Raw genomic sequence first — 23,146 nt, 5'->3', positions numbered from 1 at the left:
TGCTATTCGGCCACACCGAACTGCTGTCGGAGCTCCGTTTTGAGCACCTTGCCGGACGGGTTGCGCGGTAGCGCATCAACGACCACGAGGTGCTTGGGATGCTTGTACCGGGCTAGTCGCTCGGTGAGGAAGCCGTCGAGATCACCGATCGTCAGTGCCTCACCGTGTATGGCCGCCACGGCGACCGGCACTTCGCCCCACTTCTCGTGCGGCCTGCCGATCACCGCGACTTCGACGATTTGTTCATGCTCGGCGAGTGCGTTCTCCACTTCCGCGCAGTAGATGTTCTCGCCGCCGGAGATGATCATGTCCTTCTTGCGGTCCACGACCCATACGAAACCGTCCGCGTCCTGGCGGACCAGGTCGCCCGAGTGGAACCAGCCACCGGTGAACGCGTCTGCGGTAGCTTCGGGGTTGTTCCAGTAGCCCTGCATCAGGGTCGGCGCCCGGTAAACGATCTCTCCGACTTCGCCAACCGGCACATCATTCATGTTGTCGTCGACCACACGGGCCGCGACGGTGGGAATAACCCGGCCGACGGATCCCATCTTGCGAACCGCGTCCTCGCCCATGAGCATGCAGGTGACCGGCGACATCTCGGTCTGCCCGAACGCGGCCAGAATCCTCGCCTCGGGAAATGTCTCGGACATGGTCCGTAACAGGACATCGGTGGCCGGCGCGGCACCCCAGGAGAGGGTCTTGAGCTTCACCCTCCGTGGGTTTGCTTGCTGAGCCGCGCAAACCGCTTGCCATTGCGCCGGAACCAGGAAGATTCCGGTGACACCCTCGGCCTCCAGAACGTCCAGTAGGGCTCCAGGATCGAAAGCACCCAGCGGATGGATGACCGTCGGCAACCCCAGCAGCAACCCCGTGATCATGTTGCCCACACCAGCGATGTGGAACATGGGAACGCCGATGAACCCGACATCCGAGCTCAGGTCGACCGTAGTGCTCAGCAGATAGGTCATCGCTTGGCCGGACAGATTGAGGTGTGTCAGCACCGCGCCCTTGGGCCGGCCCGTCGTCCCCGAGGTGTACATGATGAGCGCGGGGGTATCGCCGGGGAGATCCGCCTCGTCGTGCGCTTCGCCCTGCTCGGCGATGACCTCTTCATATCCCAGAGCACCGTCCCCGGACTCCGAGCCCGCGACAATGACCGTCTCCAGTGCGGGCGTCTGCTGACGCACCGCGGCGGTCACCGGAGCCAGGACCGTCTCGGTGATCGCCACCTTGGCCCCGCTGTTCTCGACCAGGAACGCGACCTCTGGCGGCGTCATCCGGAAGTTCACCGGGATCGCGATGGCGCCGAGTTCATTGATGGCAAGCCATGATTCGACGTACTCGGGACGGTTGAGCATGAGAATGAGGACGCGATCCCCGAATCCGACGCCGCGCCGAGACAGCGCGTCGGCCAACGACTGCACACGCTGATTCAGCTCTCCCCACGAGATACTGCGCCCCAGGTATCGGATGGCGGTGGCGTTGGGTTGCATGAGCGCATGTCGGGACAGCTGGTTACACCAGTTCTGGCGCCGAGCGCGGTACGGCTGCTCGAGGCCTGCGGATTGGACGGTCGCATCGATCGTGTCGGTCACAAACTCTCCTACTAACTGAAGTTGGGGCGTCGGCCCTCGAGGAATGCGGCGAAGCCTTCCTGGGCATCGGGCGAAATCAGCAGCTCAATCTGCCCTTCGCGCTCGCGGGCGATGGCCTCGTCGAACAGCTTGAGCGAGACCGAGTTCATGGCCTCCTTGGTCAGCTGCATCGCACGGCGGGAACCGTGGGCCAGCCTGCGCGCCGTCTTGTCGACGCGCTCGCGCAACTGGTCTCCCGGCAACACGTCGTTGACCAGTCCCGCCGCGAAAGCGTCTGTGGCATTGAGGGGTTGGGCCAAAAGCGCCATCGCGTTGGCCTTGACACGGCCGATAGAGGCAGACACCAGCGCACTCGATCCGCCGTCGGGCATGAGCCCGATGTTCGCGAAGGCCAAGAGGAAGAAGGCCGTGTCGGCGGCGTAGATCAAATCGCACGCCAGACCCACCGAGGCGCCAATACCTGCCGCCGCACCCGTGACCTCCGCGATGGTGGGCACCGGGCAATTCAGCACCGCGCGCACCAATCGCTCGGCGTTGTCCATGGTGAGTTCGGCGGCCTGCAACGGGTTCAGATCCCCGGTTCCCGCAGCCAGCTCCGCGACATCGGCGCCTGCGGTGAAGGCACTGCCCGGGGCGCCACCGCTGATGACGACAACGCGCACATCATCGCGACCGGCCACCGAATCAAGAGCCTCGATCAGTCCGGCCGTGGCCGGCCCGTTGAGCGCATTCATTCGATCAGGCCTGGTGAACGTGATCCGCATGATGCCGCCATCGACGGTTACATCGGGTGCACCGACAGGTTCATCGGGACTCAAGTCACAGCCTCCTGGATTGTCGCTTCGTCGCGTCGGCTCAAATATATTTGATATGACTTTAGATGCAAGAGCGTCACCACAAGTGGAAATGGCAGGCAGATCGGATGAAAACTCCCCGGGCGCAGACCCGCGAAATCCGTAGGCCGCAGCTGTCCGAAGAAGTTGCTGGCCGACTTCGCGCAGCGATCATGACCGGCGAACTGCGGCCCGGTGAGTACATCCGGATGGATGAAACAGCCGCCCAGCTGGGCGTCAGTGTCACCCCGGTGCGGGAGGCGCTGCTGACGCTGCGCGGCGAGGGCATGGTGGACGCAGTTCCGCATCGCGGCTACGCGGTGGCCGCGCTCAGCCGCAACGACGTCGAGGACATCTTCGCCCTGCAGTCGCATCTGGCGGTCGAGCTTGCCAAGGCCGCCGCGGCACGGATCACGCCGGAACAGGCAGACGCCCTGGCCGAGCTCAACGATGCGCTGCGGAACGCGGCCTCACCCGAGGAGATAACCTGGGCCGAGTTCGAGTTCCACCGTCTTCTCAACCATGTGGCCGACCGCCCCAAGCTGGCCTGGTTTCTGCTGCAGGCGGTGCGGTACACACCGCATCAGCTATTCGCCGAGGACGCCTCGTGGATCGGGCCCACAGTGCAATCTCACGACAAGCTCATCGCGGCACTGCGCGCGGGAGACATCACCGAGGTGATCGCCCAGACCGAGGTTCAGTTCATCGACGGCGCACGCCGATTGATCGAGTACCTAGACCGCGCCGGGATGTGGTCCGGGGGGTAGGTGCGGATCGGCCGGCTGTAGCTGACCGGAAGCGACCGCTTCGGCACGGCCCTTCAGTCCCTCAGCCAGGTGCTCGAGCACCTGGTTGGCAAGCTTCTTCACCATCGGCTTGGGTATCGGCAGCTTGGTCTCGACATCCATGTCCACCGTGAGCAGGCAAATCTGCCCCATCGGGACGATCGAGAACGTCTGTTCCTGCTTCTCGAAGATGTCGCTCTCCAGCAGCCGCGTCGCCACCTGCGAGGCATTGAGGTAGGCGATCTCGGCGACGTTCGTCGAGGACATACCGGAGGTCTCCACCTTCAGCCGCACGATGTGTGGGCGACCGTCCGGGAGGCGCTGCAGAATCTCAACGCTGGCGATCTCCTTGTTCCACTCGGGGTAGGCCTCGTAGTTGGTAACGATGGAGACGATCACCTGCGGTGGCGCGGCCACCTCGACGGTCTGACTGACGACTGGCATTGGTTCACTCTACCTTTGCAGTTGGCGGGCCTAGGAACTCACGTACAAGTTCATAGACCACATCCGGGCATTCCAGATGCACGAAATGTCCACCGCCATTGATGATTTCAACGCTGCGATGAGGCAGATCCAGGCGCGCAGAATCTACCAGTCGCTGCGTCATGCATCCATCGTTACGACCATGGAGGTACAGCACCGGCGTACGCGCCCCGTCCAGGAGGGATCGCTGGGTCCGCCAGTACTTCCGCGACGGGAACAACGCCCTCCGAATGTTTGCGCGGTAGTAGCCGATGACCGCGCGGCGATTCCCCTTCTGAAGCATCGCCTCACCGGTGTACCGCAGATCCGCTCGCGCGTCGTATCCCGGCGACCACCGGCGCCAGTACAGACGAAGAAGCCAGGGCAACAACAATTCCGGTAGCACCGGCACCTGATGAAACAGCGTGTACCAGCTCATCAGCAGTTGCCGTCCGAGTACGCCCGGCCAGCCGGTGGGCCCCATCGAAGCCAGATTTGAGCCGATCACTTCAAACGGCGGCACGGCCATGGTGACCATGCGGGCGAACGGTGACCGGCTGCTGCGGGCGAGGGCATTGCCGACCAACGCTCCCCAGTCGTGGCCGATGTATACCGAGCGTTCGTCGCCATCCAACGCCGCATGAATGTCGAGAACATCTTGCATCAGGGCGCCCAGGCCGTATTCGGCGTCGGCCGGTATCTCGCTAGGTGAGTAGCCGCGGGTGAATGGGGCCACCACGCGCCATCCCTCGGCGGCCAACCTCGGCCCCAGCAGGCGCCAGGTGTGTGCGGAGTCGGGGAAGCCGTGCCCGCAGATCACCAGCGGGCCGTCGTGGGGTCCCCAGGACAGCGCCTGCAATCTGACGTTGGGCAAGTCCAATGTCAGGATGGAGTCAGCGGCCACTACCGGTCCGCCGCTACGGGGTGCCGTCAACGGATGTTGTGGACGCGACACCCAACGGATCGTTGATCCGCGTTGCCTCGTCCCGAATCAGCCCGCGCAGCAGCGTGGTGCTGAACTCCACCGCGATCTCCTGCGCGCTGCGGCGGCCACTCGGGTTGAGCCAGCGGTACGAGCCCAGCACCATTCCGATGTAGCCGAGCGCCATGACATGGGAGTCGCATTCGACGAACTCACCGCTGGAGATACCGCGCTCGATGATGTTCTGGACCCGTTCCTGGACCATGTCCTCGCGCTTGCGGATCTCAGCCACCTGCTCGGGCGAGAGCCACTCCGAGAGGAAAGGGTTCTCCTGGAAGTAGACGGCTCCCTGCTCACGGTTGGAGAAGATGAGTGCCAGCATGCGGCTCGTGCATTGATACAGCGACTCACGCGCCGTCCAGTTCGGATCGTCCTGCAGGCAGGCCAGAGTCTCCTCGGCAGCCTTGAAGTAGATCTCGTACAGGATGAGCGCCTTGGACGCGAAGTAGTGGTACACCGTGGCCTTGTTCAGGCCAGCGACATCGGCGATATCGTCCATTCGGGTGCCGTGATATCCACGGGCCGCGAACAACTTGGACGCCACCGCCACCAATTCCTCGCGGCGACCAGCACGGCGCTGCGAGGAGCCGCCTGCCTTAGTGTCGGTCACCGGTTGCATGGTGCCTCACTATATGCGTAGGGAATCTGTTCGCGGACGGAATCCCGATCAACTGGTTGGGTTAGGCGCCCAGGAGGTTCGCCAGCTTGAGGGCGTTCTGCACGTTAAGCTGCCCACGTCCGCCGCAGTCTCGAGACCAGTAGGTAACCACATGATCGGTGGCCTGAGGGCCATGGTGTCCCGCGATCCGGCACAACCGCACCGCGCGTCCACCCCGCTTGAATTGCTGTTCGACCTCGTCTTCGTGGTCGCGGTGTCCCGCGCTTCGGGCGCTCTGCACCATTTCTGGTCCGAAGGCCATTTTGTCGACGGGCTCGTCGGGTATGCGATCGGCTTCTTCGCCATCTGGTGGGCCTGGATGAACTTCACCTGGTTCGCCAGCGCCTTCGACACCGACGACTGGCTGTACCGGGTGACGACGTTCGTTCAGATGGCCGGGGCGCTCACCATCGCGGCGGGGGTCGAGCGCGCGATGACCGAGTCAGACTTCGGCATTGCGATCGCTGGGTATGTCCTGATGCGCATCGCGGCGGGGAGCCAGTGGGTGCGCGCGGCCATCAGCGATCCCGCGATGCGCCCCACCTGCCTGCGCTACGTGGCAGGCATCTCCATCGCCCAGGCGGCCTGGGTGTGCTGGGGGCTCTTCGCGCCGGCAGACCTACGCGTACCGCTGTTCGTGGTGATCGCTCTGGTGGACATCTCGGTGCCGTGGTTAGCCGAGCAGGTGGCGCCCACAACGTGGCATCCCCAACACATCGCCGAGCGCTACGGCTTGTTCACCCTGATCGTGCTTGGTGAATCCATTCTCGCGTCGGCGAATTCAATCATCGGCGGTGCCGACGAAGCCGAGAACTACACCACCATGATCGGCATCGCGGTCTCCGCGTTGGTCATTGTCGCCGCAGTCTGGTGGATCTACTTCGACCAAGAACAAGAGTGCAAGGACGCGTCACTGCGAGCCACCCTGTTGTGGGGATACAGCCACTACTTCATCTTCGCCGCCGTGGCTGCGCTCTCGGCGGGCTTCGAAATCGCCGTCGACGAGGGGCTCGGCAAGAGCCACCTGAACCCCACGATCGCAGCACTCACGATCACGATCCCATTCGCCATCTATCTCGTGCTGGCCTGGCTGGTGCTGCTGCTGCAGCGCCGCGATGCGATCTTGAACATCGGGCTACCTGCCATTGCCGTCGCCTCGGTGGCGATTTCTCCCCTACCGCACGCGCTCTACTGGCTGGCAGCGTTGGCGGCGCTGGCCGCGGCGCTGGTGACCTGGCGCCGGGTCGAGGACACCGAAGCCCATTAGCTCGGCGGCGGAACTTCTTGTGGTTCCGGAACTTCTTGTGGTTGCACGATCGGACAGATCTGCTCCAGGGTCGCCATCGCGTTGACAGCGCGAACCATCGCGTCGTTCTGGGAAGGCAATATCTCGGTTACCGACGTGACAGCGGAGAGCTGATCCGCATACTGGTCGGCGGCAGCCGCCGCATCGGTGGCGCGAGTGCGCACCAGGTCATCGGTCGTACCCGCTGCAGCATTGCGAAGTACCTCTGCAATCGCACGGTTCCGGGTGGCGCCGACCTGACTGGCCGACTGCCCTTGGGTGTACGTCATCTGTTGGATCTGTTGACGCGCCTTATCCACCGAAGAACAGTCATGCGGTTCGGCAGCCGCCGACACCGGCACAACCACGGCGACAGCCGACATGAGAACCACCACTAGCGCACTACGCGACACGAACAAATGCTACGACGTCAACGCCGACTACGCCGAGTGGGAACCTGGCACACGGTCGTTACCGCCAGGCGGCCGTGATCGAGATACTCCAAGCCCCCGTGTTCGCCAAGAAGCCCCATAAGGTTCTAGAACAAGCCCTCAACGACGAAGTGAGGTGATGGAGGAAGCCCTCCATCACGTCACCGTCGTTGACTTGCCCTGTCAGAGCAAGGGATTCCTTACAGCGCCTTCAGCTCCTCGATGACCGCGGACACCGACTTCTTGGCATCCCCGAATAGCATCGAGGTCTGCGGCTGGAAGAACAGCGGGTTCTCGATACCGGCGTAGCCCGAGCTCATCGAGCGCTTCAGCACGATCACCGAGCGCGACTCGTCGACGTTCAGAATCGGCATGCCGTGAATCGGGCTCGACGGGTCATTGCGAGCCGCCGGGTTGGTGACGTCGTTGGCGCCGATCACGATGGTGACATCGGTCCGGTTGAACTCGCCGTTGATGTCGTCCATTTCCTTCATGGCGTCGTACTCGACATCGGCCTCGGCCAGCAGCACGTTCATGTGGCCCGGCATGCGGCCCGCGACCGGGTGAATCGCGTACTTGACCTCAACACCCTTGCTCTCCAGCAGGTCCGCCATCTCCTTGACGGTGTGCTGGGCCTGCGCGACGGCCAGACCGTAACCGGGCACCACGATGACCTGGTTGGCGTAGGCCATCTGGATCGCGGCATCGGAAGCCGATGTGGCCTTGACCGTGCCCTGCTCGGCCGAGCCACCCGCAGCCGCGGTGTCACCGCCACCGAACGAGCCGAACACGATGGCCGGAATCGACCGGTTCATCGCGACAGCCATCAAGTTGGTCAGGATCGAACCGGACGCGCCGACGATCATGCCCGCGACGATCATGGCGGTGTTGTTCAGTGCCAAACCTGCTGCGGCGGCAGACAAACCGGTCATCGCGTTGAGCAGTGAGATGACCACCGGCATATCGGCGCCACCGATCGGGAACACCACGAACAGACCCATCACACCGGCGAATGCCAGCACCGCGACGATCCACCACACGGGCAGACCCGGGTGCAGCCCGATGTAAACGGCAGCACCGACGGCGGCCAGCAGCAGCACGATGTTGGAGGCCTGGAAGAGCTTGGCGGAGGCGACGAGCCGCTTCTCGACGTTTTTCGGAATGGACTCCTGCAGCTTGGCGAAGGCCACCAGCGAGCCCCAGAACGACACCGAGCCGATGACCGCGGCGAACAGCGACCCTACTACCAGCGCGACGGTCGGCGACTGGTCCGGCTTGAACTCCGAGAAACCCTTGGTTTCAATGAATTCCGACCAGGCGATAAGTGCCACGGTGCCGCCGCCGACGCCGTTGAACAGCGCCACCAGCTGCGGCATGGCCGTCATCTTGGTCTTCAGCGCGGGCGGGATACCCAGCGCGACACCGATTCCCAGACCGGCGCCGATAAGAATCCAGTCCAGCGTGGTGGCCGTCTCGCTGACCTTGATCAGCGTGGCGAGCACCGCGATACCCATACCGACGGCGGCGATCCAGTTACCGCGCACCGCGGTCTTGGGTCCGGTCAGCCCGGACAGGCCGTAGATGAAGAGGGCGAATGCGGCGATGTAGAGAACATCGACGATGTAGTTGAGGCTCTCAGAAGTCACTTGACTGCCTCTTTCTGCTGCTCAGACTGTGCTGGCTTCTTCGACTTGAACATGCCCAGCATGCGATCGGTCACCAGGAAGCCACCAATCACGTTCAGGGTTCCGAAGATCAGCGCGACGAACGCGATGATCCGGGTACCCCAGCTGGCATCAGCGGGCAGATTGCCCAGCACGATCAACGCACCCAGCACGACGATGCCGTGAATGGCGTTGGTGCCCGACATCAGCGGGGTGTGCAAGGTGTTGGGCACCTTGGAGATAACGGCGAACCCGACGAACCCGGCAAGCACCAGGATCGCGATGTTGGCCAGCAGCTGTCCATACATGACTAGGAGACCTCCCGGGTAACGCAGGAACCCGCGACGATCTCGTCATCGAAGTCCGGCGCCAGGGCACCGTCCTTGATGAGGAGTTCGAGGACGGACGTGATGTTCTTGGCATACAGCTCGCTGGCGTGTTCGGGCATGGTGGCCGGCAGGTTCAGGGGCGAGACGATGGTGACGCCGTGCTTGACGACGGTCTGGCCCGGCTCGGTGAGCTCACAGTTGCCGCCGGTCTCGCCGGCGAGGTCGACAACCACCGAACCCGGCTTCATCCCTTGAACGGCGGCGGCGGTCACCAGGCGCGGAGCGGGGCGTCCCGGCACCAGTGCGGTGGTGATGACGACATCGAATCCCTTGATGGCATCTTCGAGTGCCTGCTGCTGCTTCTGACGCTCCTCGTCGGTCAGCTCGCGGGCGTAACCGCCCTCGCCGGCCGCATCGATCCCGAGATCAAGCCACTGGGCGCCGACCGAACGAACCTGATCGGCCACCTCGGGGCGCACGTCGTAGCCGGTGGTGCGGGCACCGAGGCGCTTGGCGGTGGCCAGAGCCTGCAGGCCGGCCACACCGACGCCGAGGACCAACAACAGCGCGGGCTTCACGGTCCCGGCGGCGGTGGTGAGCATCGGGAAGAAGCGGGTCGATTCGGAAGCCGCTACGAGCACCGACTTGTAACCGGCGACATTGGCCTGCGACGACAGCGCGTCCATCACCTGTGCGCGAGAGATACGCGGAATGGCTTCCACCGCAAAGGCTTGCACGCCGGCACTCTTCAACGCGCCGATGCTGTTATCGGCATTGCGAGGCGCCAGGAAGCCGATGAGGGTCTGCCCCTCGCGCAGGCGAGCGACCTCGGCCTCCGATGGCGGTGCCACCTTCACCACGATGTCGGCGGACCAGGCGTCACCGACCGTCGCGCCGGCTTCGGTGTAAAGCTCGTCAGGCAGTAGCGCGCGCTCTCCGGCGCCACTTTCTATGACGATGTTCACACCCTTGCCAATCAGGCCGGCGATCGACTTCGGTACCAGCGCTACGCGGCGCTCATCCTCACCCGACTCTCGGACAACTCCGATAGTGACTGGTTGATCGGTCATCTACTCGCCCTTCACCCTGTGGTGCAGCATGCCGACGGATACTAAGGAAAGGCATGCTTGTTAACAAGTCTTCCGTTTTTGTAAATGCTGCAAAGGTAGTTAACCAGGGCAATGACCGTAATCTGGCACGCGTTCCGACTCGCTCGGCGGACCCGGCGGAGTGCCATCACCGAACGGGCGACCACCCAATGCCTCGCGGTCGTGGGCGGTGCTCCAGCCACGTAAATCCGGCCCCTTGGGGACGATGCGCGTGGGATTGATATCGGTGTGCACCACGTAGTAGTGCTCCTTGATCTGACCGAAGTCGACGGTGTCTCCGAAGCCCGGTGTCTGATACACATCGCGCGCGTAAGCCCACAGCACCGGCATCTCGGTCAGCTTCTCGCGATTGCATTTGAAGTGCCCGTGGTAGACCGGATCGAACCGGACCAGTGTGGTGAACAGCCGCACATCGGCTTCTGTGATGGTGTCACCTACGAGATAGCGTTGTCCGGCAAGCCTTTCCGATAACCAATCCAGTGCCACGAACAGCCGGTCATAGGCGGCGTCATAGGCATCCTGGTCTCCGGCGAAACCGCAGCGATAGACGCCGTTGTTGACCTCGGTGTAGACGCGGCGGTTCACCTCGTCGATTTCGGAGCGCAGCGCCTCCGGGTACAGCTCAGGTGCGCCGGGCCGGTGGTATTCCGTCCATTCTGTGGAGAAGTCCAGCGTCATCTGCGCGTAGTCGTTGGTGACCACCGCGCCCGTGGCCTCTTCAACTATCGCGGGCACGGTGATACCGCGCGGATAGTCCGGGTACCGCTTGAGGTAGGCATCGCGCAAGAAATGGATGCCCAAGACGGGATCGAGCCCACCCGGGTCAAGATCGAAGGTCCAGCTGCGCTTGTCGTGCGTGGGCCCGCAGAGTCCAAGCGATAGCGCACTTTCCAGCCCAAGCAGCCGGCGGACAATGAGCGTCCGGTTGGCCCAGGGACAGGCACGTGCCGCAACAAGTCGGTATCTGCCGGGCTCTACGGAGTAGCCATCGCGGCCGTCTGCCGTGATCCGGGTGTCGATGTAGTTGGTGTCCCGCTTGAACTCGCCGGGCTCGACGTACTTGGTGTTCTCCGGGTTCTGGCTCACACACCCCAGTCTGGCACTGTCAGCGTTTGAGGCAACGTGCGTCAGCGCGCCGATCCGTCAGGTTCGCCCTTCTCGTTCAGCGGCTGTCCGAGCGACAGTCCTTCTGCAATACCGCGCGGGAAGGCCGAGGAGGTGTTCTGGCCCAATGGAGGCGCACCCGGAGTCACAAGGCACGTTGCGTCAATCGGTACATTCTGTAGATCCGGCCATCCTTTGTCCGAATGAAATTGACTGACTGCATTAATCGCGACTTCAAGTTCGTCGCTCTTGCCGCCAGAGCCATAGACAGATAGCTGTGCGAACGCCGCACGTTCAGGATCGGTCGGCGAACGCTCTAAATTGACCTCTACCCCGTCAAGTTTTGCATCTTCGGCGCTGGAGGCCATCGGCTGCGGGATCATTCCGCACTTCACGTATGTCAGACTCCAACCGCTATCAATAGCCTTACGCGCTTCTCGGGCGGCTACATCTGCCGGGTTACCACCTGCTAGAGAATACTTGCGCGACACTGACATTCGAGTGACGAAGGCCAGTCCGTTGTAGTTCTGTGCAGCAACTTTCGCGGGAGCCAACCAGTGATCGTTCGCGAGTCGCTCTGCTCGTTGGTTGTCAGAATCGTTTGCCTTATAGACCGTTGCATCACTCGGACATGCTGCGGCAACGGCGAAGATAAGAGCCAACGCGGGCACAGCGTTCATGTATTTCATTTCGGAGTCACCGCGCCCCAGACTCGCCAGCTCTTGTCCCACAAGGGGATGTTGCCGTTCACAAACTGATCCTTCGTGAACTTTGTAGTTGTTCCCGAGCCGGGGTCATAAATCTCAAGGGTCTCCCCGCTCATTCCTGTAACCAGGACAATGTGGTTCGGGTACGCACCGTCGCCTATGTAGATCGGTACGACCTGGCCAGACTGCACCGCCGCACTCACGGACTGGTATTCGCCTGCCCCGTTGAACGGCAGTCCCATGTTCCATTGGTAGGTACTGCCCGGCACACCCGCTCCATTCCCCATCTCGTCAGCGACGCCCCAAGGCGGCGTACCCGCCGACTCCGGCCAGTTCGTCCCCCAACCGGGAATCACCGCGTTATTGGTCAGGTCGTGCATCTTCTTCGCCTCGTCCCCGAACCTCGCGTGGACAGCATCCGTGTTATCACCGCCAGGCAGACTTTCTCCTGTGCGCGGGTCGTACCCCGTCAGAACCTTCATGGCGTACATCGGGTCATTGATCATCTTTGCGGTGACCAACGTCCCCGAACCGCATGTCGTGTCGTCGGGTTGCTTCAGTACCTTCGGATGGTCCGCCGCGTACACCGTCGGATCAAGTTCCTGCAGTTGCTTATCGGTCAGGCCCCCCTGCTCGGGAGGAAGGTTCAGTCGGTCAGCGAACCGCTGCAACGACTCGATATCCCCACCCCGCGCGAGAGCCGCGATGATCCAGTTCCGCCGGGCGTCGTCCTTCGCACCGTCCAACATCGCCTGCGCCTTCGCGCGATCCTCGGGACTCATCGCCGCCAGATTGGCATCGGCACGTTCTTGCACGCCCGGCCGCAAACCGGTTCCGTCCTTGTGCCCATCCGGATCGTTCTTGACGTCCGACCAATTGTTGACCGAACCGATGGCACCCGCCGCGACAGAGGTGTGGTCGGGCAATGTGATGCCCTCCAACGCCTTTCCGAGCTCACCCTTGGCGGTGTTGACCGCCTTATCGGCGTCTCCATACGCACCGGCGAGCTCCTCCACCCCATGCACGACGTCGCCCACGAGCTTGCGCACATACGGGATCGCATCGAACGCGTTCTTCGGAATGTTGTTCCAGTCGACGTCGTCCTTCAGTGAATTGAACGCGTTGTGCCACCGATCGCGCGCCTTCTCCATCGACCCACCGAAGGTATCCAGAGAACTCGCGACCCCGGTCGCGGCCGGACCGATCGTGGTGGATCGCGTCTTGAAGTTCGCGATGCTGGTGCGGGCCTTGTCCCCGGTTGTTTCACCGTACGAATCACCTGACGTCCGCCCCCACACCGTGTCGGGGATGGTGTTCTGGGCCTGTTGCACGTCGTTGGCATGCCACTCCCCCATGGCGGGCGCCATTTCCCGCCAGCGCGCCGCCACCTCCCGCACCGTTTCCGGGTCGGGCGGAGGGGGTTCGGTGGCCACGGAGATGACCTTGCGGACCGCCGCAACAACCTTTCTGGCAATCGGCCAGACGGTGCTCACACTGATCTCACCGATCTGTCGCAGATCGGCGATTACCTGCTCCAACTGTTTTTGTGTGTCACCCAGCGTCATCAGGCAGCGGCCCTAGTTGAGCACCGGGAACTTGATACCGGCGTCGCTGAGATTTCCGGCGTTACGCTGATCCATCTCGACAAGCGCCTTGGTGCACGTGCGGATGTTCTGCGAAATCTCCTTCTGCACAGCCGAAACCGTGCCCAACGCACCCGATATCCGGTTGCGCGCGGCATTCATAGCGTCGGTCAGATCACCGAGATCCTTGCCCTCGGTGGCACGTAGCTTCGCCTTGGCGAACTCGACATGTGTATCCGTCGCGTCCAGTTGTGCCGCGCATTTTTCCGTCGCTACCGGGTCGATTTTCATGCGTTCCCCCTCTGAACATGCCCCTCCCGCATGTTAGCCCGGAACATCGCACCCAGCCAGTCCCTGGGGATAAGCCTCTTAGCTCGGCAAAACGGCGGTGACGTAGTTGCCCTGCTTGACCAATTCGAGGACCTCCTCGGGGAGCTCCGGGATATCGACGCCATACTCGGCAGCCAACTCCAGAACATGTGCACCCTGGACCGTCCATCCACGCGCGGCAAACCACTCCGCAACATCGGCCCGCTCTTCGTCGTAGAACAGCGTGGTGATGTCCACCTTGGACATGGGATGGTTGTCATCCGCGTACTTCTTCTGGACCTCGCCCCATTTGGCGATGTTGGGCCTGCCCCGGGTGGCTTCCACCGCGACCTGACTACCCGGCGCCGAAAGCGCCACGACCCTCTCGAACAACAGATCCTGTGCCGCCGAAGGCAAATACACAATCAGGCCTTCGGCCGACCATGCCGTAGGAACCTCCGGATCGAATCCGGCAGCAAGCAAGGCGGCGGGCCAATCCTCACGAAGATCGATAGCGACCTCGCGCCGATCACTCGTGACTGTGGCGCCCTGCTCATCGAGCACGCGATCCTTGAACCCCAGCACCTGGGGCTGATCCAGTTCGAAGACCTTGGTGCCCTCGGGCCACGGCAACCGGTGCGCACGCACATCCAGTCCGGCAGCGAGTATCACCGCCTGCCGGCAACCGGAATTCGTCGCACGCACAAAGAACTCATCGAAGAACTTGCTGCGCAATCCGATCTGCCGCAGCGCCGTGGTGGGGTTGAGATTCTGCGTCTCCGGATTGTCCAGCAACCCGATCAGGTGCGGTTCACCCGCGGCACGCACAAAATGCTCCGCGTAGCTGTCCCGCACCAACGGGTCAGGCTGTGTGTTCTCCAGCGCCCGTGCCGCAGCCACGCCCAGCGCCGTGAACCCGACGCTCGACACGATGTCCCATGAGTCGCCGTCGCTGCGCGACCAATCCTTGTCGGCAATATCGGTCATTGATGAATCCTTTCAGGCAGGCAGGGAGCAAGTCAGGTAGTGCATGGCGCCGGCCAACTCCCGGATGTCCTCTGGGATTTCCGGATGTTCGACGCCGTAGCGGTCAGCCAGATCAAACATGTCCAGCCCCTCGGTGTTCCATCCGCGCACCGAGAACCACTCGATGGGTGGCGTCTTCTCCTCGTCATAGAACAGTCCGGTGATGTCGATCTTGCCGAAGGTGTCCTTTTCGGACCGGTACTTCTGCTCCACCTTCGCGAACTGACTCATCCCGAGCGTGCCCGTCGGGCCCTCGATGGCGGCGCGGCTACCGGGAGCGGACAGTTCAACGATCCGCTCGAACAGCAGGTCTTGCGCCGTCGCAGGCAGGTACGGCAGCAGCCCTTCGGCCGACCACGCGGTGGGCTGGCCGGGATCGAATCCGGCCTCCTTGAGTGCGGCCGGCCAGTCATCGCGCAGGTCGACGGCGACGGCACGGCGATTACAGGTCGGTGCGGCGCCCTGCTCGGCATACACGCCGTCCTTGAAGGCCAGCACCTGTGGCTGATCGAGCTCGTACACCGTGACACCGTCGGGCCAAGCAAGCCGATGTGCCCGCGAGTCCAGCCCCGCGGCCAAGATGACCGCCTGCTTGATCCCGGCGGCCGCCGCGTCGAGGAAGAACTCATCGAAGAATCGGCTGCGCATACCCATGCCGCGCAGATACTCGAACGGGGATGCCTGCGGCGCATCACGTTTGGTAATCGTCTCGATCAAATGCGGTTCGCCCGCCGCGAGCACGAAATGCTTGGCGAACGGGTCCACGATCAGCGCGTCGGGGCGCTCGCTCTCCACGGCACGCTGCGCGCTGACGCCGAGCGCGGTGTACCCCACGCTGGACACGATGTCCCAGGAGTCTCCATCGCTGCGGGTCCAGCTTCCTTGGTCGGTGCTTGTCATCTCAGCCTCTCGGATGGTCTCGGATTGCGGTAAAGAACTTGGTGCTCAGGAACTTTTCAAATGCTTGTGGCAGATCGTGCAGTGGCCGGCCGTAGGTCACCGCGGCGTCTATCAGGTTGGCATCGGTAACCGTCCAACCGCGCTCGGCCAACCAGGCCTTGGTGTCCACCCGCGGATCGTCGAACCACAGGTCACGCAGATTCGGTTGTGCCTCACCGTCACTGGTGTCGTCAACAACCGTCGCGATGGAAGCCGCAAGACGCTCCAGTTCTCCAGGGTTGGGACCCAGTTCGGCGGCCACCCGGCTGCCAGGGGCCGACAACTCATTCAGCCTTTCGAACAAAGCATCCTGCGCCGCACCCGGTAGATAGGGCAACAGCCCCTCGAGAATCCATCCCGTCGGCTGACCGGTGTCAAAACCCGCCTCGCGTAAGGCGGTCGGCCAATCGTCCCGCAGGTCGACGGCCACCGTCACCCGAATAGCACTCGGCTGCGCACCGGATCGCCGCAAGACCTCATCCTTGAACTGCAACACCTTCGGCTGATCCAACTCGAAAACGGTCGTCACGGCGGGCCACGGCAATCGGTATGCGCGCGAATCCAACCCGGCGGCCAAAATCACGTGCTGACGCACTCCGGCACCTGCCGCGTCGGCGAAGAAGTTGTCGAAAAATCGCGTCCGGACGCCGACCCACTGTGCGTTGAAGGCCGCAGCGCTTGTCATATCTCCACTGGCCACCGCCGCGGCAAGCTTCGGTGCGCCCGCCGCCGCCACGAAACCGGCGGCGTGCTCGTCATATGCCAGCGGCGGATCCAACTTGGCGTCGAGCGCGCGTCCCGCCGCCACCGCGAGCGCCGTGTAGCCGACGCTCGTCACGATGTCCCAGGAGTCCCCCTCGGTGCGCACCATGCCTACGCGCCGAGCACCGCGGTGAAGTACCGACTTTGTCCCATGGCGTCGGTGAGTTCGTGCTGGCCCGCCAGCGGAGCCCGGTTGTATCGCTTCAGAAGTTCGCCGGCGGTGGTCGCCTCGACGGTCCATCCGTGGTTGGTCAGCCACTGCGCCGGATCCTCGCGCTCATCGCCGAACCACAGGCTCGACGGGGCGGCATCTTCCTCGGTAATGCTCTTGAAGATCCGCTGTAGCGCGCCATCCTCGTTCTCCATCGCGTTCGACATCCGATCCGCCTGATTCCCGGGAGCGCCGAAATCCTCTACGGAAACTCGGCTTCCGGGCGCAGAAAGGTCGACAATCCGCTGGAACAGCAAGTCCTGGGCGGCTCCGGGCAGGAAGGGCAGCAGTCCCTCGGCAAGCCACGCCGTCGGCAATGAAGGATCGAATCCCGCGGCCTTGAGCGCCAGCGGCCAATCGTCGCGCAGATCTACATGCAGTTCGTGCACGGTCGCCGTGGCCCGTGCACCCTGCTCGTCGAGAACCTGCTTCTTGAACTCAAGCACCTTCGGGAGGTCTAGCTCGTAGACCGTGGTGCCCGCCGCCCAGGGCAGACGGTATCCCCGCACATCGAGGCCCGCCGCCAGGATCACTGCCTGCCGAATGCCCGCCTCCCCGGCGGCCAGGAAGAACTCATCGAAGTACTTGGTCCGCGCGCCGAGGTAGCTCGAGAACAGTTGCACGTCGGGCTCCGCCGCGACGGCGGAATCCTCGAGTAGCTCGGAGAAGATCGGCGCCTCGACCTTGGTCGCGGCGACGAAATGCTGCGCGTACTCGTCCCGTGCAAGCGGATCGGGCTTGCGTGCCTCCACCGCACGCATCGCCGAGACAATGAGCGCGGTCGCTCCCACGCTCGTCACGATGTCCCAGGTGTCACCTTCGGTTCTGGCCACAGCAGGTCTCCCATCAAACGTGCATGTCAGGTGTACGTACATTTAAAAATGCAGGTCAAGGCGTTTTACCTATGACAAGTTCGCACAACTAACTACAGTACGCCGATTGGCTGGGAGCGCCACTGGCCCTTTCGGCGGCCACCAGCGCCCCGCTGCGAGCAGACGGAGGGAGAAGCTACTTGCCCTGCCAGACCGCGGGGCGCTTCTCGGCGAACGCCTTCGCGCCCTCCTTGGCGTCCTCGGACACGAAGATCGGCATGAGGATCTCGCCCTGCTTGACGAAGGCCTCCTCGGGCGCCCAGCTCGCGGACTCGATGATGATGCGCTTGGTGGCCGCGACGGCCAACGGACCGTTCGCGGTGATCTTGGTGGCCAGCTCCAGCGCGGTATCCAGAGCCTGCCCGTCGTCGACGAGCCGGTTGATGAACCCGTACTTGGCAGCGTCCTCCGCGGTGAACGAGTCACCGGTGAGCGCCAGCTCCATGGCGACCTGATACGGGATCCGGTTCGGCAGACGCAGCAGGCCGCCGGCACCGGCCACCAGCCCACGCTTGACCTCGGGGATGCCGAACTTGGCGCTGCGCCCCGCCACCACCAGATCGCAGGACAGCACCAGCTCGGTACCGCCGGCCAGCGCGAAACCCTCCACCGCGGCGATGATCGGCTTACGAGGCGGCACGTTGGTGAAGCCGAGGCCGCGCTCGGACAGCACCGCCTCACCGCTCACAAATGCCTTGAGATCCATTCCGGCGCAGAAGTTTCCGCCCGCACCGGTGATGATGGCGACGGACAGGTCATCGGAGCTGTCCAGCTGATCCGCGGCGGCGGCCAGCCCTTGGCTGACGGCCCGGTTGACCGCGTTACGCGCGTCCGGACGGTTGATGGTGATCAATAGGACACGGTCACGCTGTTCGATCAGGACTTCGTCGGCCATGGCATTCCTCTGCGTAGTGAGTGAGTCGGTGAATGTGTAGTTGATGCTAACCAGCGGTCGGAATCAGGCTGCGGGCCACCGAAAGCAATCGGGGAACACCCTGTTCCAGCTCCGCGAAGAAGGGATCATCGGTGGTGCCGGCCAGATGCCGTTGATAGGACACTTCCAGGAGCGTGGCGAGCTTCCATCCTCCCAGCACCTGGTAGTAGATCAAATCCTCTGGCGTCCAATAGCTTTGATCACCCGTGCGAGCCGCGCGATAGGCCTCGGCGATCTCGGCGTGCGAGGGGCACCCCTCCTGCGCGGTCACCGACCCGGTGAGCTCGGACATGGCGACCTCACCGCCCGGCTCGGGGGTCATGTACAGCAGGTACCCCAGGTCGGCCAGGGGATCACCGACGGTCGCCATCTCCCAGTCCAGCACCGCGGTGATCCGCGACGTCTTCGGGTCGACGAGCACGTTGTCCAGTTTGTAGTCACCGTGCACCACGGCCGCCGGGCGGTCCCCGGGGTAATTCTCGGTGAGCCATGCGGTAATCGCCGTGTGATCCTCAAGATCACGACCGGTGGGCAGCTCTTTGATGGATTCCCATTGCCCACCCCATGTCTTCAATTGCCGTGCCAGGTAACCGGATTCACGACCCAGCTTGGCCTCGACCAACCGCATCGGATCCGCATTGTGAATCTCGGCGAGCGCGACCGCCAGGTCCAGGATCAGCGTGCTCCGGACGGGGCCCACGAACCATTCGGGCGAGACGTCCCGGATCACCTCACCTTCCTGCCGCTCCATCAGATAGAACGGAGCGCCAAAGATCTCGGCATCGGTGCTGGCCAGCGTCACGCGCGGCACCCGCACCTGCGCGGTACTGAGCGCGTCAAGCACCCGATACTCACGCATCACATCGTGCGCGCCCGCCTGCAGGCGCCCAAACGGGGGACGCCGCATAATCCACTGCGTACCAGAGGTTCCGGTGACCACATAGGTCAGGTTCGAATGCCCGGCCGAGAGCCTGCGGACGCTGACTTCCTCCCCCAGCTCACGGTTGAGGTACTCCAGCAGACTCGCGGGAATAGCATCGGCATCGGGTGTCACGTCATCGTGCATGGGTCATGTTTACCTGACGACACAAACCGCAAGCGAGGGGCCGGGGCATTCTTTGCCTATTCGCACACCAGTTGCGCTGCCAACTGGGCCGATGTCCCCCAGTATTGGTGTCCAATGAACCTCTCGACCCGCCTTGTCGTCATGAACTTCCTGCAGTTCTTCGTGTGGGGAGCATGGCTGCTCACACTTGGGGCGTACTGGTTCAACAACAAACACTGGTCCGGGACGCACTTCGGCGCCGCCTTCTCCACCATGGGGATTGCCGCGATCATCACGCCGCCGATCATGGGGATAATCGCCGATAAGTGGGTCAATGCCGAAAGGCTTTATGGGATATTGCATTTGGGTGGCGCGGCAGCGCTATTCAGTCTCCCCCTGGTGTCCAGCCCCACACTCTTCTTCTGGGTGCTGCTCATCAACATGCTCTGTTACATGCCCACGCTGTCGCTGGCCATCACTGTCGCCTTCAACGCACTCAAGGACGCGGGCAAGGACACCGTCATCAACTTCCCGCCGATCCGCGTATGGGGCACCATCGGATTCATCGCCGCACTGCACACGGTGAGTCTGCTGAACCTGGAAACCTCGGCGGGCCAGTTCTACGTGGCCGGCACGGCGGCCATCATCCTCGGTCTGTACGCGTTCACCCTGCCCGCATGCCCTCCGAAGCTGGATCGTACGCACAGCGGCACCTTCGCCGACAGATTCGGGCTCACCGCCTTCACGCTGTTTCGTCACCGCACGATGGCGGTGTTCTTTCTCTTCGCAATGCTGCTCGGTGGTGCCCTGCAACTCACCAACGCCTACGGCGACACGTTCCTCCACGATTTCGCCAATGTCGCGGAGTACAAGAACCTCTTCGCGGTCGAGCATCCGGCCATCATCATGTCCATCTCGCAGATATCCGAGACACTATTCATTTTGGCCATCCCATTCTTCTTGCGCCGCTTCGGAATCAAGACGGTCATGCTCATGAGCATGGTGGCGTGGACCTTGCGTTTTGGTCTGTTCGCCTACGGCAACCCCGGAGACGGGCTGTGGATGATCGTGCTGTCCTGCATCGTCTACGGCATGGCCTTCGACTTCTTCAACGTCTCAGGCCAGCTGTTCGTCGAGGACCAATGCGGCCCCGCGATCCGGGCCAGCGCACAGGGCCTGTTCATGCTCATGACCAACGGACTCGGTGCCATGCTGGGCAGCCTCATCAGCGGAGCAGTCATCGAGCACTTCTTCACCTATCCCGACGACAGCAAGGATTGGCACGGCATCTGGCTGAGCTTCGCCGGATACGCGTTGGTGGTCGCGGTCGCGTTCTTCGTGCTGTTCCGCCATAAACCGGGTGAGAGCGTCGGCGAAAAGGCGCCCGCTACCGTGGGGGTGTGACGATCTCCAGCGCCGAGTCGAAGGCGTCCTCCGCAGACAATCCCGTCGAGGGTATTTGGAACTTCCGGGACGTCGGTGGAGCGGATTCCCCCGTCACCATCCGGCCCGGGGTGCTCTTCCGCTCCTCCGAGCTCAGCGGTCTGACCCCGGCCGGCGCCCAGACGCTACGCGCCTTCGGCGTCACCGATCTGTACGACCTGCGCAGCCCCACCGAGATCGCCCGCACGGGATCCGACAGGGTCGACGACGGAATCCGGGTGCACGAGGTTCCGTTCGCCACCCCAGCAGCCGGAGAGGAGCGCGCCCCGCACGAGATCGCCTACCGGCAGATGATGCTCGAGAGCATGACCTCGGGCCGCGGCCCCGACCCGGCATCGCAGGTGGAGTTCATGCTGGCCGAGTACCGCCGGTTCGTCGAACTCCCCGGCACCCTGGTCGCCCTCCAATCGGTGGCGACTCAACTCGCCAGCGGCGCAACGGCGTTGGTGCACTGTGCGGCGGGCAAGGACCGAACCGGAATCCTCGTAGGGCTGGTGCTGCACTCGGTCGGCATCGACTACGGGGATATTGCCGCCGACTACTTGCGCAGCAACGCGGCGATCGGTGCGATGCGGGCCCACATCTCCGCGCAGATGGATGCGGCCGAACCCGAGCTCGCACAGACCATGGCCGCGATGCTCTCCGACGAGGTGCTCGGAGTCCGCGAGGAGTACCTCGAAACCGGATTCAGCCAAGTCGCAAACGTTTTCGGGTCACCCGAGGCAATGCTCAGGGCCGCCGGGATCGATGACGAACGGCTGACCGCGCTGCGCGCCGCGCTGACCTGATCCTGTCGGGCAGCTCAGACCAGAACGGCGCCGAGCCAAATTCCCGCCGACACCATGGCGCCTACCATCTCGATACCGATCGAGGTGGCCACCGCCTTCACCGCTGTCACGGTCGCAGCCCATGCCTGTCGCTGGCTGCTGCGCCGGATGAACTCCGCAAGGTAGATACCCAGCACGAAGCCGATAACCAAACCCACCACCGGGATCACAAAGAAGCCGACGACCGCCGCGATCCCACCCAGCACCAGGCTGAGCGCGGGCACCCCCGCCTCACGCATCCGCGCCGCCGGCCACACATATTTCGTCACCGTCGTTGCGACAGCCAGTGCCACCACAATTCCCAGGACCACCCAGGCCTTCGTGGTGGATTCGACAAGCGCCCACGCCCCGATGGAAAGCACCACCAGCCCCGTGCCGGGAACCATCGGCACCACGATGCCGACCATGCCGATGGCGATCCCCAGGGCGACCAGCAGCAGCCCACCGACACTCATCGGGGTGGAGCTCTTAGGTCAGCTCGACATCGCTGGCAAGCCAGCGGCCGTCGATCTTCTCCATCGTTATCTGAACGCGGCTGCGGTCCATGCGTGCATCCGGAATCGCCACATTGGATACCGCTTGATCGATGAATAGCAGCACCTCGACCTTGTTCGGTGTCGCCGACTTCACCGCGGAATCCACAACGACGCCTGTCGCTTTGGCCTTGTTCTCGATCATGACCTGTCGCAGCGTGGTGCTGGACTCCGAGTACTTCTTCTTGAAATCGCCGGTCGACCGGTCCAAGGTCTTGGTCGCGCTGTCATCGAGTTTGGTGCTGTCCACGTTGATCATGACGTTGGCGAATTCCTGTGCCGCTGTCAGTGCCTCGCGTGACGACCGCTCCTCAATGCGCTGCTCCTCGTAGAGACGCCCGATGATGGCCGCCTGAGCGAGGATCGCGATGGCCACCACACCGGCTGCGGTCCATAACCAGTGGCGCCGCTGCATGCGCTTCGGGTCCTTTTCCTCTTCATCCGGTTCGAGGCTGATGTCCTCGTCATCGGAATCGTCGGCGTCCTTCGCGTCCTTGGAGTCCTTCGTGTCCTTGGAATCTTCTGATTCCTTGGCATCCGTCGCAGACGCCTCCGCGTCGAAGTCGGCGACCTCATCTGGGGCAGGTTCGGTTGCCTCGTCCGCCGCCGATTCAACCTCCGAAGAAACGGCAGCCGAAGATTCGGCCTTCTCCGCGTCCGAGGTCACCGCGGACTCATCCGCGTTCTTGGCGTCCTTAGCGGCAGCGTCGTCTGCCAT

Annotated in this window: 25 protein-coding genes; 4 read left to right on the top strand and 21 right to left on the bottom strand. The window is 63.2% G+C overall.

The features are described 5' to 3' along the window. Nucleotides 1-2 precede the first annotated feature (2 nt). Both fadD5 and BKG76_RS12700 read right to left on the bottom strand, forming a co-directional pair. The gene (gene fadD5 / locus BKG76_RS12705) at nucleotides 3-1,595 is read right to left on the bottom strand and encodes a fatty-acid--CoA ligase FadD5 (RefSeq protein WP_070937955.1); all 1,593 of its coding nucleotides are present in this window, start codon (nucleotides 1,593-1,595) and stop codon (nucleotides 3-5) included. An 11-nt stretch (nucleotides 1,596-1,606) separates the two neighbouring features. Then, a complete protein-coding gene (locus BKG76_RS12700; RefSeq protein ID WP_070937954.1) occupies nucleotides 1,607-2,413 on the bottom strand; it encodes an enoyl-CoA hydratase-related protein in 807 nt (268 codons plus the stop codon). Between the two features lie 104 nt (nucleotides 2,414-2,517). Between BKG76_RS12700 and BKG76_RS12695 the strand changes: the two genes are divergently transcribed. Then, nucleotides 2,518-3,195 carry a GntR family transcriptional regulator gene (locus BKG76_RS12695; protein ID WP_070939182.1) on the top strand — a complete coding sequence of 226 codons (678 nt, stop codon included), beginning with the start codon at nucleotides 2,518-2,520 and terminating at the stop codon, nucleotides 3,193-3,195. On the opposite strand, the gene BKG76_RS12690 is transcribed toward BKG76_RS12695, so the two are convergent. From BKG76_RS12690 to BKG76_RS12680, 3 genes are read right to left on the bottom strand one after another with little or no spacing between them, the layout of a single operon-like run. Then, nucleotides 3,163-3,657 carry an SRPBCC family protein gene (locus BKG76_RS12690; protein WP_070937953.1) on the bottom strand — a complete coding sequence of 165 codons (495 nt, stop codon included), beginning with the start codon at nucleotides 3,655-3,657 and terminating at the stop codon, nucleotides 3,163-3,165. The genes BKG76_RS12695 and BKG76_RS12690 overlap by 33 nt on opposite strands. A gap of 4 nt (nucleotides 3,658-3,661) precedes the next feature. Next, the gene (locus BKG76_RS12685; RefSeq protein ID WP_070937952.1) at nucleotides 3,662-4,579 is read right to left on the bottom strand and encodes an alpha/beta fold hydrolase; all 918 of its coding nucleotides are present in this window, start codon (nucleotides 4,577-4,579) and stop codon (nucleotides 3,662-3,664) included. 13 nt (nucleotides 4,580-4,592) lie between these two features. Continuing rightward, the gene (locus BKG76_RS12680; protein ID WP_070937951.1) at nucleotides 4,593-5,276 is read right to left on the bottom strand and encodes a TetR/AcrR family transcriptional regulator; all 684 of its coding nucleotides are present in this window, start codon (nucleotides 5,274-5,276) and stop codon (nucleotides 4,593-4,595) included. 151 nt (nucleotides 5,277-5,427) lie between these two features. Here BKG76_RS12680 and BKG76_RS12675 point away from each other — a divergent pair, with 151 nt between their 5' ends. Further along, on the top strand, nucleotides 5,428-6,582 hold the full coding sequence (locus BKG76_RS12675; protein WP_070937950.1) for a low temperature requirement protein A: 1,155 nt from the start codon (nucleotides 5,428-5,430) through the stop codon (nucleotides 6,580-6,582). Here BKG76_RS12675 and BKG76_RS12670 read toward each other — a convergent pair. From BKG76_RS12670 to BKG76_RS12605, 14 genes are all read right to left on the bottom strand, one after another. Continuing rightward, nucleotides 6,579-7,013: a hypothetical protein gene (locus BKG76_RS12670; RefSeq protein ID WP_407937649.1), complete on the bottom strand. Its 435-nt coding sequence runs from the start codon at nucleotides 7,011-7,013 to the stop codon at nucleotides 6,579-6,581. The two genes, BKG76_RS12675 and BKG76_RS12670, sit on opposite strands and share 4 nt — an antisense overlap. A gap of 218 nt (nucleotides 7,014-7,231) precedes the next feature. After that, the gene (locus tag BKG76_RS12665; protein WP_070937949.1) at nucleotides 7,232-8,677 is read right to left on the bottom strand and encodes an NAD(P)(+) transhydrogenase (Re/Si-specific) subunit beta; all 1,446 of its coding nucleotides are present in this window, start codon (nucleotides 8,675-8,677) and stop codon (nucleotides 7,232-7,234) included. Next, nucleotides 8,674-9,003: an NAD(P) transhydrogenase subunit alpha gene (locus BKG76_RS12660; RefSeq protein ID WP_070937948.1), complete on the bottom strand. Its 330-nt coding sequence runs from the start codon at nucleotides 9,001-9,003 to the stop codon at nucleotides 8,674-8,676. Before BKG76_RS12660 ends, BKG76_RS12665 begins: the two co-directional genes overlap by 4 nt. A gap of 2 nt (nucleotides 9,004-9,005) precedes the next feature. Continuing rightward, nucleotides 9,006-10,094 (bottom strand): Re/Si-specific NAD(P)(+) transhydrogenase subunit alpha, encoded by a 1,089-nt coding sequence (locus BKG76_RS12655; protein WP_070937947.1) that lies wholly within the window; start codon nucleotides 10,092-10,094, stop codon nucleotides 9,006-9,008. A 99-nt stretch (nucleotides 10,095-10,193) separates the two neighbouring features. Then, the gene (locus BKG76_RS12650) at nucleotides 10,194-11,219 is read right to left on the bottom strand and encodes a glutathione S-transferase family protein (RefSeq protein WP_070937946.1); all 1,026 of its coding nucleotides are present in this window, start codon (nucleotides 11,217-11,219) and stop codon (nucleotides 10,194-10,196) included. 41 nt (nucleotides 11,220-11,260) lie between these two features. Continuing rightward, the gene (locus tag BKG76_RS12645) at nucleotides 11,261-11,926 is read right to left on the bottom strand and encodes a hypothetical protein (protein ID WP_070937945.1); all 666 of its coding nucleotides are present in this window, start codon (nucleotides 11,924-11,926) and stop codon (nucleotides 11,261-11,263) included. Then, entirely contained in the window at nucleotides 11,923-13,509 is a 1,587-nt protein-coding gene (locus tag BKG76_RS12640) for a hypothetical protein (RefSeq protein ID WP_070937944.1), read from the bottom strand. The genes BKG76_RS12645 and BKG76_RS12640 overlap by 4 nt, the downstream gene beginning before the upstream one ends. Before the next feature lie 12 nt (nucleotides 13,510-13,521). After that, nucleotides 13,522-13,818 carry a hypothetical protein gene (locus BKG76_RS12635; RefSeq protein WP_070937943.1) on the bottom strand — a complete coding sequence of 99 codons (297 nt, stop codon included), beginning with the start codon at nucleotides 13,816-13,818 and terminating at the stop codon, nucleotides 13,522-13,524. A 78-nt stretch (nucleotides 13,819-13,896) separates the two neighbouring features. Then, nucleotides 13,897-14,823 carry a class I SAM-dependent methyltransferase gene (locus tag BKG76_RS12630; protein WP_070937942.1) on the bottom strand — a complete coding sequence of 309 codons (927 nt, stop codon included), beginning with the start codon at nucleotides 14,821-14,823 and terminating at the stop codon, nucleotides 13,897-13,899. 12 nt (nucleotides 14,824-14,835) lie between these two features. Beyond that, nucleotides 14,836-15,762, bottom strand: a complete 927-nt coding sequence (locus BKG76_RS12625) for a class I SAM-dependent methyltransferase (RefSeq protein ID WP_070937941.1) — start codon at nucleotides 15,760-15,762, stop codon at nucleotides 14,836-14,838. A 1-nt stretch (nucleotide 15,763) separates the two neighbouring features. After that, nucleotides 15,764-16,672, bottom strand: coding sequence for an SAM-dependent methyltransferase (locus tag BKG76_RS12620; RefSeq protein WP_070937940.1), 909 nt, complete (start codon nucleotides 16,670-16,672; stop codon nucleotides 15,764-15,766). A gap of 2 nt (nucleotides 16,673-16,674) precedes the next feature. Further along, the gene (locus BKG76_RS12615; RefSeq protein ID WP_070937939.1) at nucleotides 16,675-17,607 is read right to left on the bottom strand and encodes a class I SAM-dependent methyltransferase; all 933 of its coding nucleotides are present in this window, start codon (nucleotides 17,605-17,607) and stop codon (nucleotides 16,675-16,677) included. 175 nt (nucleotides 17,608-17,782) lie between these two features. Further along, nucleotides 17,783-18,541 (bottom strand): crotonase/enoyl-CoA hydratase family protein, encoded by a 759-nt coding sequence (locus BKG76_RS12610; RefSeq protein ID WP_070937938.1) that lies wholly within the window; start codon nucleotides 18,539-18,541, stop codon nucleotides 17,783-17,785. 46 nt (nucleotides 18,542-18,587) lie between these two features. Then, nucleotides 18,588-19,646: a phosphotransferase family protein gene (locus BKG76_RS12605; RefSeq protein WP_070937937.1), complete on the bottom strand. Its 1,059-nt coding sequence runs from the start codon at nucleotides 19,644-19,646 to the stop codon at nucleotides 18,588-18,590. A gap of 114 nt (nucleotides 19,647-19,760) precedes the next feature. Between BKG76_RS12605 and BKG76_RS12600 the strand changes: the two genes are divergently transcribed. Together BKG76_RS12600 and BKG76_RS12595 are read left to right on the top strand one after the other, a co-directional pair. Then, nucleotides 19,761-21,029 carry a nucleoside permease gene (locus BKG76_RS12600; protein ID WP_070937936.1) on the top strand — a complete coding sequence of 423 codons (1,269 nt, stop codon included), beginning with the start codon at nucleotides 19,761-19,763 and terminating at the stop codon, nucleotides 21,027-21,029. Then, the gene (locus tag BKG76_RS12595; RefSeq protein WP_070937935.1) at nucleotides 21,026-21,856 is read left to right on the top strand and encodes a tyrosine-protein phosphatase; all 831 of its coding nucleotides are present in this window, start codon (nucleotides 21,026-21,028) and stop codon (nucleotides 21,854-21,856) included. Before BKG76_RS12600 ends, BKG76_RS12595 begins: the two co-directional genes overlap by 4 nt. A 14-nt stretch (nucleotides 21,857-21,870) precedes the next feature. On the opposite strand, the gene BKG76_RS12590 is transcribed toward BKG76_RS12595, so the two are convergent. After that, on the bottom strand, nucleotides 21,871-22,350 hold the full coding sequence (locus BKG76_RS12590) for a DUF456 domain-containing protein (protein ID WP_070937934.1): 480 nt from the start codon (nucleotides 22,348-22,350) through the stop codon (nucleotides 21,871-21,873). Nucleotides 22,351-22,363: 13 nt separating this feature from the next. Further along, the gene (locus BKG76_RS12585; protein ID WP_070937933.1) at nucleotides 22,364-23,146 is read right to left on the bottom strand and encodes a hypothetical protein; all 783 of its coding nucleotides are present in this window, start codon (nucleotides 23,144-23,146) and stop codon (nucleotides 22,364-22,366) included.

It is taken from the genome of Mycobacteroides franklinii (genome assembly GCF_001853795.1).
GTDB classification, from domain to species: domain Bacteria; phylum Actinomycetota; class Actinomycetes; order Mycobacteriales; family Mycobacteriaceae; genus Mycobacterium; species Mycobacterium franklinii.
This window is presented reverse-complemented; position numbering and strand designations above follow the sequence as displayed.

Coding starts and splice junctions, on each gene's coding strand:
- BKG76_RS12630 (WP_070937942.1), bottom strand. CDS start 14,823: ATGACCGATATTGCCGACAAGGATTGGTCGCGCAGCGACGGCGACTCA.
- BKG76_RS12585 (WP_070937933.1), bottom strand. CDS start 23,146: ATGGCAGACGACGCTGCCGCTAAGGACGCCAAGAACGCGGATGAGTCC.
- BKG76_RS12660 (WP_070937948.1), bottom strand. CDS start 9,003: ATGTATGGACAGCTGCTGGCCAACATCGCGATCCTGGTGCTTGCCGGG.
- BKG76_RS12645 (WP_070937945.1), bottom strand. CDS start 11,926: ATGAAATACATGAACGCTGTGCCCGCGTTGGCTCTTATCTTCGCCGTT.
- BKG76_RS12695 (WP_070939182.1), top strand. CDS start 2,518: ATGAAAACTCCCCGGGCGCAGACCCGCGAAATCCGTAGGCCGCAGCTG.
- BKG76_RS12680 (WP_070937951.1), bottom strand. CDS start 5,276: ATGCAACCGGTGACCGACACTAAGGCAGGCGGCTCCTCGCAGCGCCGT.
- BKG76_RS12690 (WP_070937953.1), bottom strand. CDS start 3,657: ATGCCAGTCGTCAGTCAGACCGTCGAGGTGGCCGCGCCACCGCAGGTG.
- BKG76_RS12620 (WP_070937940.1), bottom strand. CDS start 16,672: ATGGTGCGCACCGAGGGGGACTCCTGGGACATCGTGACGAGCGTCGGC.
- BKG76_RS12610 (WP_070937938.1), bottom strand. CDS start 18,541: ATGGCCGACGAAGTCCTGATCGAACAGCGTGACCGTGTCCTATTGATC.
- BKG76_RS12635 (WP_070937943.1), bottom strand. CDS start 13,818: ATGAAAATCGACCCGGTAGCGACGGAAAAATGCGCGGCACAACTGGAC.
- BKG76_RS12640 (WP_070937944.1), bottom strand. CDS start 13,509: ATGACGCTGGGTGACACACAAAAACAGTTGGAGCAGGTAATCGCCGAT.
- BKG76_RS12590 (WP_070937934.1), bottom strand. CDS start 22,350: ATGAGTGTCGGTGGGCTGCTGCTGGTCGCCCTGGGGATCGCCATCGGC.
- BKG76_RS12600 (WP_070937936.1), top strand. CDS start 19,761: ATGAACCTCTCGACCCGCCTTGTCGTCATGAACTTCCTGCAGTTCTTC.
- BKG76_RS12655 (WP_070937947.1), bottom strand. CDS start 10,094: ATGACCGATCAACCAGTCACTATCGGAGTTGTCCGAGAGTCGGGTGAG.
- BKG76_RS12625 (WP_070937941.1), bottom strand. CDS start 15,762: ATGACAAGCACCGACCAAGGAAGCTGGACCCGCAGCGATGGAGACTCC.
- BKG76_RS12675 (WP_070937950.1), top strand. CDS start 5,428: ATGATCGGTGGCCTGAGGGCCATGGTGTCCCGCGATCCGGCACAACCG.
- BKG76_RS12605 (WP_070937937.1), bottom strand. CDS start 19,646: ATGCACGATGACGTGACACCCGATGCCGATGCTATTCCCGCGAGTCTG.